We start from the raw sequence: 14015 nt of genomic DNA on the forward strand, positions 1-14015 counted from the left end.
CGAAAGTTTGTAATGCCACATTGTTGCCACGGTTTGGAAAACCGGCCATTACACCACCCCTTCGCCATCATAAAGGCCAAGGCGGAAATGAGGCGTGAAAGCGGGACTGCAAATTGGCGCTGCGCAAAATTGGTTCTGCACCCGGCCCGGCGGGGGACGTGAGACGCGCCGGACTCCCTTTAGGAGTCCGGCGCTTCTTTTCTAATGGATTCTGGTGAAGCGGCTACGCCCGGCGGCCGCTGCGGTTGGTGACGGCGCCGTAGATCAGCAGCACGATGATCGAGCCGAGAATGGCCAGCAGCCAGGTCCTGATGTCGAAGAATTCCGCCAGGCCGCCGCCAAAGATCAGCGAGCCGATCCAGCCGCCCAGGATGGCCCCGACAACGCCCAGAACCATGGTCACAAGCCAGCCGCCACCTTGGCGGCCCGGCAGGATGGCCTTTGCAATGGCTCCAGCAATCAGGCCCAAAATGAGAAAACCGATAATGCCCATGTTGCCACTCCTTGTCAGTGAATTGTGCCGGGCCCCCATTTCCGGTGTGAACATTCAATCAGCAGGCTTACTATTCTGCAAGGCTTTGAATATCACAGGATGGCTGTCAGTTTCCGGCGGAAATGCGCACCTTACCTGCGGAGACGCCCGTGCAGGTCCTGCTCCTGCACTCCCCGGGCCTGCCGCCGAGGCCCATGAGACGCACATTTCCGTTGCCGTCCGGCGATGGTGGGACGTGCTGCCTGCTCTGTAGCCGCCGATAAGATGGCAAGTCCCGCAACAGACCAAGGAGCGCAGGCATGTCCAGCCCCACCGCCAGGCCCCGTGCCATTTTCCTCGACATCGACGGCACCTATGCAGACCACGGTCTCGCGCCGGAAGCGCATGTGGACGCCGTGCGGGCGGCGCGGAAACTGGGCCATCTGGTCTTTGTCTGCACCGGGCGCCCCTTGTCGATGGTCCCGGGCCACATCCTGGATGCCGGCTTTGACGGCACCATCACTGGTGCCGGCGCCAGGGTGGAGGTCAACGGTGAAGTCCTCAAGGACGCGCGGTTCGAGCCGGATCTCGCCGCGCGCATTGTGGAAATTCTGGACTCCCACAACGCCGCGTACATCCTGGAAGCTCCAGAGGCCCTGCACGGCCGCACGGGAGTGGACCGGCGGCTGCGGGAGGTGCTCGGCCCCATCTTCGCCGGACGTCCACAGCACGACGGGGTCCTCAGTACCGACGTGGATCCACTTGAGGACATCCTGGGCCCGATGCGGTACAGCGACGATCTCCGGGCCACGTCCTACGCCAAAATTTCGTGCTTCGACTCACCGGTCCCGCTGACCCGCCTGCTGGAAACCTTTGGCCCGGAAGTGGGGCTGATTCCCAGCTCCCTATCGGCACTGGGCGAGCGGGCGGGGGAGATCTTCATGGCCGGCACGCACAAGGCCGTAGGCATCCAGGTAGTGCAGGCCCGGCTCAGGTTGGACCGAGCGGACATCGTTGCCATCGGCGACAGCGCCAACGACATCGAAATGCTGGAATACGCGGGCGTGGGCATTGCCGTGGAGGGCGGCCACCCGGCCGTTCTGGCAGTGGCGGACAGGGTCACCGCGCCGCCTGCCGGCAACGGTGTGGCGCTGGCCTTCGCGGAGTTGGGGCTCCTGGGCTAGCCCTCAGCGTCCCCCGGGCGCGGAGTTCAACGTACCGGTGCCCACAGTGCCCGCGCCCAGGGCGCCCGTGGCCACAGTGCCCAGGGCTCCAACGGAGGTGCCCAGGCCGCGCACCATCCAGCCCTCCTCCTGCCACGCCCCTGCATCCAGCACGTTCCGCGCGTCCAGGACCACCCGCCGTCGTACCAGCTGCCCGGCGAGGGCGGGGCTCAGCCGCCGGTATTCGTCCCATTCGGTGAGCAGCAGCACCAACTCGGCGTCCTGGAGCGCCTTCTCGGTGGAGGCCTCGAAACGGAGGCGCGGGTAGCGCCGCCATGCAAGGTTCACCGCTTTGGGGTCCGTGACCGTCACGTGGGCCCCGGCAGCGGCCAGCCGGTCCGCCACGTCCAGGGCGGGGGAGTCGCGGATGTCATCGGTGTCGGGCTTGAAGGAGGCGCCCAGGACGGTGACTGAGCGGCCAGATAACGCTCCGCCGCACAGCTCCGCCGCGAGCCTGACCGTCCGCTCCCGCTGGCCAAGGTTCACGTTGTCCACCAGGCGCATCCACTCCTCCACGGCGGATACGCCCAGCGTTGCCGCCTGTGTGCGGAAGCTGCGGATGTCCTTGGGCAGGCAGCCACCGCCGAAGCCCAGGCCGGCATGCAGGTACCGGCCCCCGATCCTGGGGTCCAGCCCCATAGCTGCGCTGAGTTCGCCCACGTCCGCGCCGACGGCATCGCACAGTTCCGCCACCGCGTTGATGAAGCTGACTTTGGTGGCCAGGTACGCGTTGGCGGCGGACTTGATGAGTTCGGCCGTGGCGGAACTGCACACCAGGCGGGGGATTCCGGCGGCCAGCAGCGGTTCGTAGACGGCATCCAGTACAGCCGTCACCCCCATCGGGCTACCGGTGGCGGGATTGAAGGCGCCGGACCGGCCGCCCTCGACGCCGTACACCAGCCGGTCCGGCACCAACGAGTCCTTCACGGCCGTGCCCTGCCGCAGGAATTCCGGGTTCCACCCGAGCAGCACGTCCGGCCGCGGCGCCAGGATGGCGCCCAGCAGGCCCACCGTGCCAACGGGGACAGTGGATTTGCCCACGACGACGGCGCCCGCGGCCAGGTGCGGCAGCAGTGCTTCCGTTGCGGAGACCAGGAAGGTGAGGTCGGCGGCGTCGGACGTCTTTTCCTGCGGCGTCCCCACGCAGAGGAAGTGCACCTGTGCATCCTTGGCGTCCGCCGGGTCGGTGGAGAACCGCAGCCTCCCGGTGGTGCGGCCGTCCTCGAGGAGTTCGTCCAGCCCGGGCTCGTGGAACGGCGCGCTGCCCTGCGCCAGCTGGCGCACTTTGCCGGGATCCACGTCGATGCCCACCACAGTGTGGCCCATGGATGCCAGTGTTGCCGCGTGGACCGCGCCCAGGTAGCCGCAGCCGATCACAGATATCTTCACCAGTTGGCTCCCTTGGAGTTGATCGAGCTTGCCGCCATTGGAACGGCAGCGATGGCCTCTTCGTAGTGGTGGATCAGTTCTGAGCACAGGGCCGGCCAGGTCCTGTCCTGCACTGAGGCGTGTGCGGCTGTGGCAAAGGCCCGGCGCTTGGCGTCATCGCCCACCAGGTCCTGCACCCGGGCGCGCATGCCTGAGAGGTCACCCGGTTCATAGAGCCACCCTGTCCGGGAATTTTCCACCAGGTCCAGCGGGCCGCCCCGGCCCGTGGCCACCACCGGCACGCCCGATGCCATGGCCTCCTGGATGGTCTGGCAGAAGGTCTCAAACTCGCCCGGATGGACGAACAGGTCGAAGGATGCCACCGCCCGGGCCAGTTCCTCACCGCCCAGGAAGCCGGTGAACAGTGCGTCGGGCAGTGCCGCTTCAAGAGCGTTGCGCTGGGGTCCGTCCCCTACAATCACCAGCCGTGTATTGGACATGCCGGCGAGGGCCGCGAGGTCTTCCACCTGCTTTTCCGCGGCAAGCCTGCCCACGTACCCGATGATCCGTTCACCGTTGGGGGCCACCGAAGCCCGCCAGCCGTCGTCGCGCTTTTCGGGCGAGAACCGCGCGGTATCCACACCACGGCGCCACATCCGCACCCGCGGGATGCCCCGCCCGCGCAACTGGTTCAGCGCGAACGTGGAGGGCGCCAGGGTGCGCGTGGCCAGCAGGTGGATGTGCTCCACCCTGGCCCAGGCCCAGTTCTCGAGGAAGGGGACGCCGTAGCGCGCGGCGTAGCCGGGGACCTCTGTCTGGTACACGGCCACAGTGGGAATCCCCAACTGGCTCGCAGCCTGTGCCGCACGCCATCCCAGCACGAAGGGAGAGGCAAGATGCACAACGTCAGGCGCGTACTCGGCAAGGATTCGCTTGACCCGGTACACACCACCCAACGCCACCCTGACATTCGTGTAGCCGGCCAGCGGAACCGCCGGAAGCCTGTGCACCTCAGCACCATTGACATGGCTGGCTGCCCCACCGTCATGGGCGGACGGGGCGATGACCAGGACATCGTCACCCCGCTCCTGCAGATGGTCCAGGACCCGCAAAATTGAGTGCGTGACACCGTTCATCAACGGCAAAAATGATTCGGCGACGATTGCGATCCTCACCCCTCAACCGTGGGCTCCTCCCTTGAAATGACGGGGGAGAAAGCATGACCCGGAGGAGAAGGACGGGTGAACAGATACACCCGGGTCCTAAAAAAATTACTAAGTAGGCTTGGCATTTGATGCTAAGCATGCTTACGGTAGTGGGGCAGTCAGCGCAGAGCCTCAAGCAGCCGGGGCCGGAAGCCAGACGTCGGGAGATTGCCCCGGTCCGGGATATCCACTGCTGGCAGACCCAGTGCAACGACAATCCAAGGAGACGTCATGCTTAACAGGGAAAACCTTGAAAACCTGCTCACTAAGGGCGGCAACGTCGTCGGTTCCGACGGTTCGAAAATCGGATCGCTCGGCCAGCTGTACGCAGATGACGACACGGGTGAGCCCACATGGGTCACTGTGAAGACGGGCCTTTTCGGCACGTCCGAGTCCTTCGTGCCGGTTGAGGGCGCACACGAACAGGGTGAGGACCTGGTGGTTCCCTACAGCAAGGAACACGTCAAGGATGCTCCCCGCGTGGACGCCGACGGCCACCTCAGCCCCGAGGAAGAGGACCGGCTCTACACCTACTACGACCGCAACGGTGCACGGACCTACACCGAGGCAACCTCCGGTTACTCGGCTTCCGACGTTGCCAGCTCCGGAACCAGGACCGACGCCGACCTGCAGGGCGATGCCGACCTGAACGCAGGCACCCCCACGGCAGGCATCCGCTCCGAGCGCGATACCGAGTCCCGCGGAGCCGTTGGCCACGACACCTCGGGCCCCACAACGGACGACGCCATGACGCGGTCCGAGGAACAGCTGCACGTGGGCACGGAACGTGAAGCCACGGGCCGGGCACGGCTGCGGAAGTACGTCACCACCGAGAACGTCACCAAGACCATCCCGGTGGAGCGCGAAGAGGTCCGGATCGAGCGTGAGCCCATCACGGACGCCAACCGGGGTGCCGCCCTCGACGGCCCTGCCATCAGCGAAGAAGAGCACGAAGTGGTCCTCCACGAGGAGCGCCCGGTGGTGGAGAAGGAAGCCGTCCCCGTGGAGCGCGTCCGGCTGGACAAGGAAACCGTCCGCGACGACGTCACGGTGAACGAGGAAGTCCGCAAGGAACACATCGACACCGACGGCGACAACCGCCGCTGATAAAAGCGGGGGACCTGGTCCCTTGTTCCCCTGGGCAGGCTCATTGAGCAGCAGCCCTGACACGGTGAACGGCGCCGGGAGCCTACTTGGAGGCTCCCGGCGCCGTATCGTTTTAAGGTGCTGGTGCAGCCGCGCTGCTAGCGTTGACTGCACCAGCCAGTAGGACGAATATCTTCAGAACTTACGGTTCATCTCTCATTCGCGGCTCCTGTTTTCCCGGCTTACGACAATCCGGGTCCATTGCCGGCACTACCAAGCGCGGCGGCCAGCAGAAATCGCAGTACCCCCTCGGCAGGGCGGCAGGTGTTGGTTTCTACCAATTTTACGGCCGCGCCCCCTAAAAAGCGCCGCCCCGCGTCGCATTTGCCGGATGATCAGTGCTGCCGGCGAGCCTGTCGTTCGCCGGCACGGCACGCCCTCCGTGACACCATGGAACACGATGAAACTGCGCGCTGATCAGACCGGAAACCGTGGCCTTCCCATGCCGTTGTGGCTGCAAGGTGCCCTTGAAACGGCGCAGGCGGCGATAATCTCCGCGCTGGTGGTGGTGGCGCCCATCGTTGCCGTGTGGGCCACCGCCGGCTTCCAGAACGGACAGTTCGAGGTCCTGGCCAGGCTTGCCGGCCAGTCCTGGCTCCTGGTCCACGGCGTGCCGTTGGGGCTTGCCGGCGCCGGTCCCGAGGCAGCCACCCACGGCGGGTCCGGCACGCTGAGCGTGGTTCCCCTGGGCCTGACCCTTATCCCGTTCCTGCTGGCGTGGCGCGCCGGCCGCAGGCTGGCCCGCGCCTCCTACACGGACCAGCTGTGGCAGGCGCTGTTGGGGTCATGGTTGGTCTATGCGGCCTTCGGCGCGGCCACCGGGTTTGTTTGCCGCACTGCCGACGTCATCATCAATCTTTGGTACGCCCTGCTGATTCCCCTGATTCCATACGCACTGGGCATGGTGATCGGTGCACGGCGGGAAGCGGGTTCATGGAGCCGGCTCATCGGCGTCGATGCCGTGGACTGGATTTCGCGCACCAGCCAGCATTCCCGCTGGGCCGGCTCGTACTTCGCATCTGTGGCGAAAGCCGGATTCGTGGCTGTGATGTCCGCCCTCACCCTGGCGGCCGCGCTCCTGGCAATCGACCTGTTCATCCACTGGAACCTCGTGGTCTCCGTCTACGAAGCGCTCGACGCCGGCCCGGTGGGAGGCGCGGCCCTCACCGTCGCACAGCTTGGCTTCCTGCCCAACCTCGTCGTCTTTGCCCTCGCCTGGACGTCCGGCGCCGGTTTCGCCATGGGAGCCGGCTCCCAGGTGGGTCCGCTGGCCACCGCCGTCGGACCGCTCCCTTCCATCCCCGTCCTGGCCGCCATCCCCTCAGGACCCCTGGACTACGCTTTGGTGGCCCTGGTGGTTCCGGTGCTGGCAGGAGTCATGGCCGGATGGTGGTTCCTGCGGGAGGGCGAAAACCACTTCGACGAATGGCTCGCCATCAAGATCCACGCCCGCTGGTTCACAGCCAGCGCTTCCACCCTGGTGCTCGCAGTCCTGGCCGGGCTGGGCGCCGGAGTGCTGACCGCGGGCTTGGCGTGGATCGCCAGGGGCTCAGCCGGCCTCGGCCGGCTGACCGCCATCGGGCCCGACCCGCTGTGGACGGGACTTTGGGTGGCCGCCGAGGTGGGCATCGGCGTCGTTATTGGCTATGCGGCCGGACCGTGGCTGGAGCGGGAGAAGGGCAGCACCGCGGAACGGGACGCGGAGTTGGTCCACTAGGACCCTGGCCCCGCTAGCGCATCTTTGTCGGCAGGACGTCCTGGAACTGGACCATGCAGGCATGGGTGGCCCGGTCCGTCAGCGCCCGGCCAAGGCAGGCCTGGTATTCGCGCACCTGGTCGTACAGGACCAAGGTGGTGACAATCAGCAGCACCATGACAGCTGCAACCACCAGGCCGGAAATGGTCCCAAAGAGGACCAACTTGGATTCCCTCAACCGGATGGCCCGCACCAGCAGGACAACGCCCAGGACCAGGCCAACGGCGGTGAGCACTGTTGTCAGCCATAGGTAGCCGACATCCAACTGGTACACGAAGAAGGCGCCCAGGACCGAGACGACAAACATCCGGAACAGGGTGCGGGTCTTGGCGAGGGAGGCCTTGGCTGCCTCGCTGAGCGGGGGTTTGACCTGCTGCCCGCCCCGGCCCGGTTCGCTGTTCATGTTTTCCAGCGTACGCGAGCGTGCACCTAAGCTGGACCAATGCGTATCGTCGTCCTCGTTTCCGGAACCGGGTCCAACCTCCAGGCCGTTATTGACGCCGTCAAGGCGGGGGAGCTCGACGTGGAAATCGCAGCGGTGGGCGCCGACCGTGAGGGGACTCTCGGCGTCGAACGCTCTGCTGCCGCCGGCATCCCCACCTTTGTGGTGGACTTCAAGGCCTACCCGGAACGCGCCGACTGGAACGCAGCGCTCACCGACGCCGTGGCCGCTTACAAGCCGGACGTCGTGGTCTCCTCCGGGTTCATGCGGATCGTCAGCCCAAGCTTCATCGACGCCTTCAACGGCAGGTACCTCAACACCCACCCCGCACTGCTCCCGGCATTCCCCGGGGCCCACGGCGTGCGCGACGCGATGGCGTATGGGGTGAAAGTCACCGGCTGCACCGTGCATTGGGCCGACGCCGGCGTAGACACTGGCCCCATCATCGCCCAGGAAGCGGTGGCTGTTGAGGACTCCGACACCGAGGAGACCCTGCACGAGCGCATCAAGGTGGTGGAGCGCCGGCTCCTGGTCTCCACCCTGGCCGCGCTCGCAGCGGACCCCGCCTACTCCGCGTCCTCTCCCAACTAGCTCGCAGTTGTTGTCGTTTTGAGCACTCAAAACGACAACAACTGCCAGCCACTTGGGCTTCGGTGTTGCTGCCTGTGGATAACCGCGGCGGCACGCGAAAGGGTTTGCGATTATGGTCGCGTGAAGACGCCTCGTCCCCTTCCCGCCGAGATTGCCCGGGCACCCTTTACGTTTCAGGAAGCGGTCGACGCCGGAGTAACCCTTAGGCGCCTCCGTCACGCAGCGCTGGACTCACCCAGCCGCGGAATCAGGGTGCCGCATTGCGGCTCCTCGCCCGGGCCAATGGAAACACTCGGGCCTGAGGCTTTGAGGCCGTTTACGACGATTACTGCGTTCTCGGCTGCCTCCCATGCCACAGCCTTCAGCTTCTGGGATTTTCCGGGTTTTCTACCCGGTCAAAGGGAGCCGCTCGTCCACATTTCCCGTCCGGACACGATGGCTATTCCCCGGCGAAGGGGGGTCGTGGGCCACGTGGGACAGTTCTTCGACGACGAGATCGTGTGCGTAGCGGGGGTGAGCAGGCGCGGGTTGGCGCCGACTCTGCACCTGAGACGCGCTTAAGGCTGGCGTTGGAATTCGCAGGCCTTCCCGAACCGCAACTGAACGTGCTCACAGAGCTGGGCGGCGGCGTCGTGCGCCAGCCTGACCTGGGCTACCCGCGTCACCGCGTTGCTGTGGAGTATGACGGCGAAGTGCATTCTTCCCCGGAACAGGTCGTCCGTGACATCGCCCGTGAGGAGGACTTCCTGCGGGCGGGCTGGCTCCTAGTCAGGATCTCCAAACGGCATATGGAAGACGCGGGCAGGGCGGCCGTCTCCAAAGTACGCCGCGCGCTTCTCAGCAGAGGCTGGTCGCCCGACTAGCTCCAGGACAGTTGACCAAGTAGCTCGCATTTGTTGTCGTTTTCGGGGTCCTAAACGACAACAACTGCGAGTCAGTTGGGAAGGGAAGCCGCTACTGCAGGCGGCGCTGGCGGGTTTCGGGGGAGAAGAACGCCATCCACAGCACTGCTGCCAGGACCAGGGCCCCTGCCAGCGCAAAGGACGTGGCCAACCCGAGTTCGGGCCAAAAGTAGTTGGCGAAAATCAGCGGCCCAAAGCCTGCGCCCAGCCGGGAGAACGTGGAGGCCCAGCCGAAGCCGGTGCCCCGCAGTTCGGTGGGGTAGAGCTCAGAGACGTACGCGTACAGGACCGGGATGGCCACCTGCACCACGAACCCGAACACCAGCAGCCAGAACACCGCGGCGGTGGGGATGTCCACCACGAACGCCACGATCACCAGGGTCAGCGCCGACAGGGGACCCGTGATGGCAAGAATCCATTTGCGGCCCACCCGCTCCACCAGGAGGGCGGCCACCACCACGCCCAGGAATCCGACGGCGGCGATGGAGGCAGTGGTGACGAAGGCCTTGTACTCGGCGAAGCCGGCGCCGATCAGAATCCGGGGCATCCACGTCAGGGACAGGTAGTAGACCAGCAGGATGCTGAAGAACAGGGCCCAGGCGGCCGTGGTGATCTTCCAGTTGAACTGCCACACGGAGCGCAGTTGGGTCCAGGCGCTGCCGGCGGAGAGCCGTGGCACGTCTTTGGCATCGGGGAGGCTGTACGCCCGGGGTTCGGCGCCGGTGGCTTCCACCAGCCCGTCGATGATCCGGGCCGCTTCCTCCCGGCGGCCTTTCCGGATGAGGAACAGCGGGGACTCCGGCACACTCCTCCGGACCCAGAACACCAGGAGTGCAGGCAGGACCATCACCAGCATGGTCAGGCGCCAGTCGCCGGAGAGGGCCACCAGCCCTGCCGAGACGAAGCCGGCCAGGGCAGCACCTACCGGCCACCAGCCATCCATTGCGGTCAGCACCTTCCCGCGCTGCTTCCGCGGGGTGAACTCACCCACCAGGGCGTAATCCACTGGAATGCAACCGCCCAGGCCAAAGCCGGCCATGAACCGGAAGACGCAGAACCAGATGAAGTCGGGGGCGAACGCGCCCAGCACCGTAAACACCGAGAACAGCAGCAGCGTGGCCGTGAAAGCCTTCTTCCGCCCCACCGTGTCCGCGATGGTTCCCCAGATGAACGCGCCCAGGGCCATGCCGATCAGGTTCGACGTGCCCACCCATGCGGCCTCGCCGGCGGAGAGGGACCAGTGCTTCGAAAGCAACGGAATCAGGATGCCGTTCAGGGTCACATCCCAGGCATCGAACATGAAGCCGAGGCCGCCCACAAGGAAGATTCTGCCCTGGACTTTCCATCGCCAGGGCAGTTCCTGGACCACCTGTTCGCCGCTGGGCACAGTGGTGTAAGTATTCATCGCCGCCTCCTGCTGAAAACTTTAGCCCGGCCCCAGCGCGTTCACACTCCGGCTGACACGCGGGGCAAGCGCGCCCATCGCGATAAACTGGCCCTATCCCCACCAACCGCGGCCTTGTTCCGCGAGATAAGACGGAGACATTTGTGAGCTTCACGCAGCATGAACGCGTATCCATTGACCGTGTACCCATCCGCCGGGCCCTGATCTCGGTCTACGACAAAACCGGTCTGGAGGAGCTCGCCAAGGGCCTGCACGCCGCCGGTGTAAAGCTCGTCTCCACCGGCTCCACGGCCAAGAAGATCGCCGCCGCGGGCATTCCCGTGCAGGAGGTGGAGGAGGTCACCGGTTCACCCGAAATGCTGGACGGCCGCGTCAAGACGCTGCACCCGCGCGTCCACGGCGGTATCCTGGCGGACCGCCGCGTCCCGGCCCACATGGAAAGCCTCGCCAGCATGGAGATCGAGGCTTTCGACCTGGTGGTGGTGAACCTCTACCCGTTCGTTGAGACGGTCAAGTCCGGCGCCGCCCAGGACGACGTGGTGGAGCAGATCGACATCGGAGGCCCCGCCATGGTGCGCTCGGCAGCCAAGAACCACGCCGCCGTCGCCATTGTGGTCGACCCCTCCTTCTACGGCCAGGTCGTAGAGGCCGCTGCCGCCGGCGGCTTCGACCTGAAGACCCGCCGCCGCCTCGCCGCCAAGGCGTTCGCGCATACCGCCGCCTACGACAACGCGGTGGCCACCTGGACCGCCAGCCAGTTCCTGGACGAGGACGGCGACGGCGTCATCGACTGGCCCGCCTACGCCGGGCTGTCGCTGGAACGCTCAGAGGTGCTGCGCTACGGCGAGAACCCGCACCAGCAGGCCGCACTGTACGTGGACAAGGCTGCGCCGATGGGCATCGCCCAGGCGGACCAGCTGCACGGCAAGGCCATGAGCTACAACAACTTCGTTGACGCCGACGCCGCCCTGCGCGCCGCCTACGACTTTGCCGAGCCCGCCGTCGCCATCATCAAGCACGCCAACCCTTGCGGCGTTGCCGTCGGATCCGCCGACGCTGCGGACCCCATCGCCGACGCGCACGCCAAGGCCCACGCCTGCGATCCCGTCTCCGCATTCGGTGGCGTCATCGCAGCCAACCGCACCGTGACCGCCGGCATGGCCAACACCGTCAAGGACATCTTCACCGAGGTGGTCATCGCCCCCGGCTTCGAGCCCGAGGCCGTGGAGATCCTCTCCAAGAAGAAGAACATCCGCCTGCTCGCCCTGCCCGAGGGCTACGGCCGCTACCCCACGGAGTTCCGCCAGGTCTCCGGCGGCATGCTGGTCCAGGTCACCGACAAGGTGGACGCCGACGGCGACAACCCCGCCAACTGGACCCTCGCCGCGGGTGAAGCCGCGGACGAGAAGACGCTCGCGGACCTCGCCTTCGCCTGGACCGCCTGCCGGGCCGCGAAGTCCAACGCCATCCTCCTTGCCGAGGACGGGGCCGCGGTGGGCATCGGCATGGGCCAGGTCAACCGCCTGGACTCCTGCCGCCTGGCCGTGGAGCGGGCCAACACCCTGGGCGTCACCGTGGAGTCCGACGTCGAAGGTGCGGGCGGTGCCTCCAACGCAAGCGGTAGCGGCGCACCGGAGCGGGCACGCGGTGCCGTGGCGGCCTCCGACGCGTTCTTCCCGTTCGCTGACGGCCTGCAGATCCTGATCGACGCCGGCGTCCGGGCCGTGGTCCAGCCCGGCGGATCAGTCCGCGACGAAGAGGTGATCGCGGCAGCGAACGCGGCCGGCATCACCATGTACTTCACCGGGGCGCGCCACTTCTTCCACTAATCCCCACCGCCGCCCTAGCCTCGCTGGCGCTCGGCCAGGGAACCCGGGCGGCGTGGGCCCACCCACCCACCCATCGGTTGCTGAGTAGTTGTCGTTTTCCGTCGTGAAAACGACAACTACGGAGCAGTGGATGGTGGTTAAACAGACGACGGCGCCCGCCCCCTTCAGAAGGGGACGGGCGCCGTCGTCTTGGTTGTTGCTGCTTAGTCCTGGTCAGCCGGGCGTGGGGCGGGCTTGGGAAGGCGGATCTCCCGGGGCTTGGCTTCCGCCATCCGCTCCTTGGTCCAGTACTCGAGGACTTCCTCAGGCGACTGGGTCAGGTCGACGTGGCTGACGGGATCCTTGTCCGCGTCCGGCGTCCTAGGATTTTGCTGCACGTTTGAAGGTGTCCTGGATAACCGAGCCCCAGTAGGGGCCGTACATCACGGGGGAGCCGTTGTAGCCGTAGCTGTTGATGGAGTTCTGGACGCCATCGGAGTCGACGCCGATGAACCACGGGCCGCCCGAAGAACCGCCGGTCATGTCGCAGGGGATCCCCTGGGTGGCGAACTGCGGGTTGTTGGGGTCAGCCGTGGCCTTGCCGGTGCAGCTCCACAGCGTTTCGCCGTTGAAGGGTGCGGCGGCGGGGTAGCCGTAGGACGTGTAGGTGAGGCCGCGGGCCTGGTTGAAGGCGGTGCCCGAGCCGCCGACGACGTCGGTCAGCAGGTCGCCGTTGCTGTCCGGGGCTACGACGGCGAAGCCCGTGTCATAGGTCATGTCGCCGTTGTTGACCCACTGGGTGGGGGCGTACAGGGCCTTGGCGGCCCACTTGCCATACGGCGCGTTGCCGTTCTCGTATTCGGGGACGAAGATGAAGTTGGTGGCGTAAGCCCCAGGGCCTTCGTTGACGCAGTGCCCGGCGGTGGCCACTGTACTTCTGTTCGCTGACGTAACGGCGTTGCCGGAGCACACGTAGTTGGCGCCCCCCAGGGTGAAGAACACCTTGCCGATGTGCGAGACGGGGTCCTCGCTCTTGGCGATCGTGGGCTTGCCCTTGGTTCCCTTGGTGGTGGCGGGCTTGCCCTTTTCCACGAGGAGCGCGCTGGAGCGGTTGCCTCGTTCAAGTGCCTTGCCGGCCAGCGTGTCGCCGGTGACGGCACTCCGCATGCGCTCGGGAGTCCAGTAGTCTGCAGAGCCCCCAGCGTCGACAGTGACGCTGGCGACGGACGGGTTTGCCTTCCCGTCGGAGGGGGCCGGTGCGGCCGTGGCCCCGCCGGCGGAAGCGAGAGCCAGTACGGCGGCCGCCGAGAGAGTGAGGAGGCCGGAGGCCAGAGACCGGGTGCGTGTCATTGGTGTCCTGTCTGAACGGGGTTGGGCCCGGGATCGGGAGTGACTCAGCGAACTTATCGTTACCAGACAATTTTGTACACAGTAGTGAGATATCAGAAAAGCGACTTAGGGCCCTTCCAGCGGCTCCTGATGGTGGGAAGGGCCGACGGCGGGGGGGGGGGGGGGGGGGGGGGGGGAGGAAACCCCCCCCACCCCCCCCCCCCCCCCCCACCCCCCCCCCCCCCCCCCCCCCCCCCCCCCCCCCCCCCCCCCCCCCCCCCCCCCCCCCCCCCCCCCCCCCCCACCCCCCCCCCCCCCCCCCCCCCCCCCCCCCCCCCCCCCCCCCCCCCCCCCCCCCCCCCCCCCCC

The 14015-nt window shown here is 66.6% G+C and carries 13 protein-coding genes; 6 read left to right on the forward strand and 7 right to left on the reverse strand.

Annotated elements, in window-relative coordinates; translation table 11 throughout:
* Nucleotides 1–223: 223 nt before the first annotated feature.
* Nucleotides 224–493, reverse strand: a complete 270-nt coding sequence (locus ACETK3_RS13310) for a GlsB/YeaQ/YmgE family stress response membrane protein (protein WP_236801477.1) — start codon at nucleotides 491–493, stop codon at nucleotides 224–226.
* 299 nt (nucleotides 494–792) lie between these two features.
* Between ACETK3_RS13310 and ACETK3_RS13315 the strand changes: the two genes are divergently transcribed.
* The gene (locus tag ACETK3_RS13315) at nucleotides 793–1656 is read left to right on the forward strand and encodes an HAD hydrolase family protein (protein ID WP_236801478.1); all 864 of its coding nucleotides are present in this window, start codon (nucleotides 793–795) and stop codon (nucleotides 1654–1656) included.
* 3 nt (nucleotides 1657–1659) lie between these two features.
* Here ACETK3_RS13315 and ACETK3_RS13320 read toward each other — a convergent pair whose 3' ends face one another.
* Nucleotides 1660–3084, reverse strand: a complete 1425-nt coding sequence (locus ACETK3_RS13320) for a UDP-glucose/GDP-mannose dehydrogenase family protein (protein ID WP_236801479.1) — start codon at nucleotides 3082–3084, stop codon at nucleotides 1660–1662.
* Nucleotides 3081–4238, reverse strand: a complete 1158-nt coding sequence (locus ACETK3_RS13325; protein WP_236801482.1) for a glycosyltransferase family 1 protein — start codon at nucleotides 4236–4238, stop codon at nucleotides 3081–3083. Before ACETK3_RS13325 ends, ACETK3_RS13320 begins: the two co-directional genes overlap by 4 nt.
* A gap of 261 nt (nucleotides 4239–4499) precedes the next feature.
* Here ACETK3_RS13325 and ACETK3_RS13330 point away from each other — a divergent pair, with 261 nt between their 5' ends.
* Both ACETK3_RS13330 and ACETK3_RS13335 read left to right on the forward strand, forming a co-directional pair.
* Nucleotides 4500–5375, forward strand: coding sequence for a YsnF/AvaK domain-containing protein (locus ACETK3_RS13330; protein ID WP_236801483.1), 876 nt, complete (start codon nucleotides 4500–4502; stop codon nucleotides 5373–5375).
* Between the two features lie 439 nt (nucleotides 5376–5814).
* Nucleotides 5815–7131 (forward strand): DUF6350 family protein, encoded by a 1317-nt coding sequence (locus ACETK3_RS13335; RefSeq protein ID WP_237430090.1) that lies wholly within the window; start codon nucleotides 5815–5817, stop codon nucleotides 7129–7131.
* Nucleotides 7132–7144: 13 nt separating this feature from the next.
* Here ACETK3_RS13335 and ACETK3_RS13340 read toward each other — a convergent pair whose 3' ends face one another.
* Entirely contained in the window at nucleotides 7145–7573 is a 429-nt protein-coding gene (locus ACETK3_RS13340; protein ID WP_236801485.1) for a hypothetical protein, read from the reverse strand.
* A gap of 39 nt (nucleotides 7574–7612) precedes the next feature.
* Between ACETK3_RS13340 and purN the strand changes: the two genes are divergently transcribed.
* Both purN and ACETK3_RS13350 read left to right on the forward strand, forming a co-directional pair.
* Nucleotides 7613–8203: a phosphoribosylglycinamide formyltransferase gene (purN, locus tag ACETK3_RS13345; RefSeq protein ID WP_236801486.1), complete on the forward strand. Its 591-nt coding sequence runs from the start codon at nucleotides 7613–7615 to the stop codon at nucleotides 8201–8203.
* 569 nt (nucleotides 8204–8772) lie between these two features.
* Nucleotides 8773–9066, forward strand: coding sequence for a hypothetical protein (locus ACETK3_RS13350; protein ID WP_237430091.1), 294 nt, complete (start codon nucleotides 8773–8775; stop codon nucleotides 9064–9066).
* A 91-nt stretch (nucleotides 9067–9157) separates the two neighbouring features.
* Here ACETK3_RS13350 and ACETK3_RS13355 read toward each other — a convergent pair whose 3' ends face one another.
* Nucleotides 9158–10510, reverse strand: a complete 1353-nt coding sequence (locus ACETK3_RS13355) for an MFS transporter (protein WP_236821568.1) — start codon at nucleotides 10508–10510, stop codon at nucleotides 9158–9160.
* Between the two features lie 143 nt (nucleotides 10511–10653).
* Between ACETK3_RS13355 and purH the strand changes: the two genes are divergently transcribed.
* Entirely contained in the window at nucleotides 10654–12339 is a 1686-nt protein-coding gene (purH, locus tag ACETK3_RS13360) for a bifunctional phosphoribosylaminoimidazolecarboxamide formyltransferase/IMP cyclohydrolase (RefSeq protein WP_237430093.1), read from the forward strand.
* Between the two features lie 203 nt (nucleotides 12340–12542).
* Here the strand turns inward: purH and ACETK3_RS13365 are convergent, their stop codons facing one another.
* On the reverse strand, nucleotides 12543–12716 hold the full coding sequence (locus ACETK3_RS13365; RefSeq protein ID WP_236801491.1) for a hypothetical protein: 174 nt from the start codon (nucleotides 12714–12716) through the stop codon (nucleotides 12543–12545).
* Nucleotides 12700–13668, reverse strand: coding sequence for a serine protease (locus tag ACETK3_RS13370; protein WP_236821570.1), 969 nt, complete (start codon nucleotides 13666–13668; stop codon nucleotides 12700–12702). The genes ACETK3_RS13365 and ACETK3_RS13370 overlap by 17 nt, the downstream gene beginning before the upstream one ends.
* Nucleotides 13669–14015 lie beyond the last annotated feature (347 nt).

Source organism: Arthrobacter sp. E44, from assembly GCF_041877125.1.
In the GTDB taxonomy this organism is placed as follows: domain Bacteria; phylum Actinomycetota; class Actinomycetes; order Actinomycetales; family Micrococcaceae; genus Arthrobacter.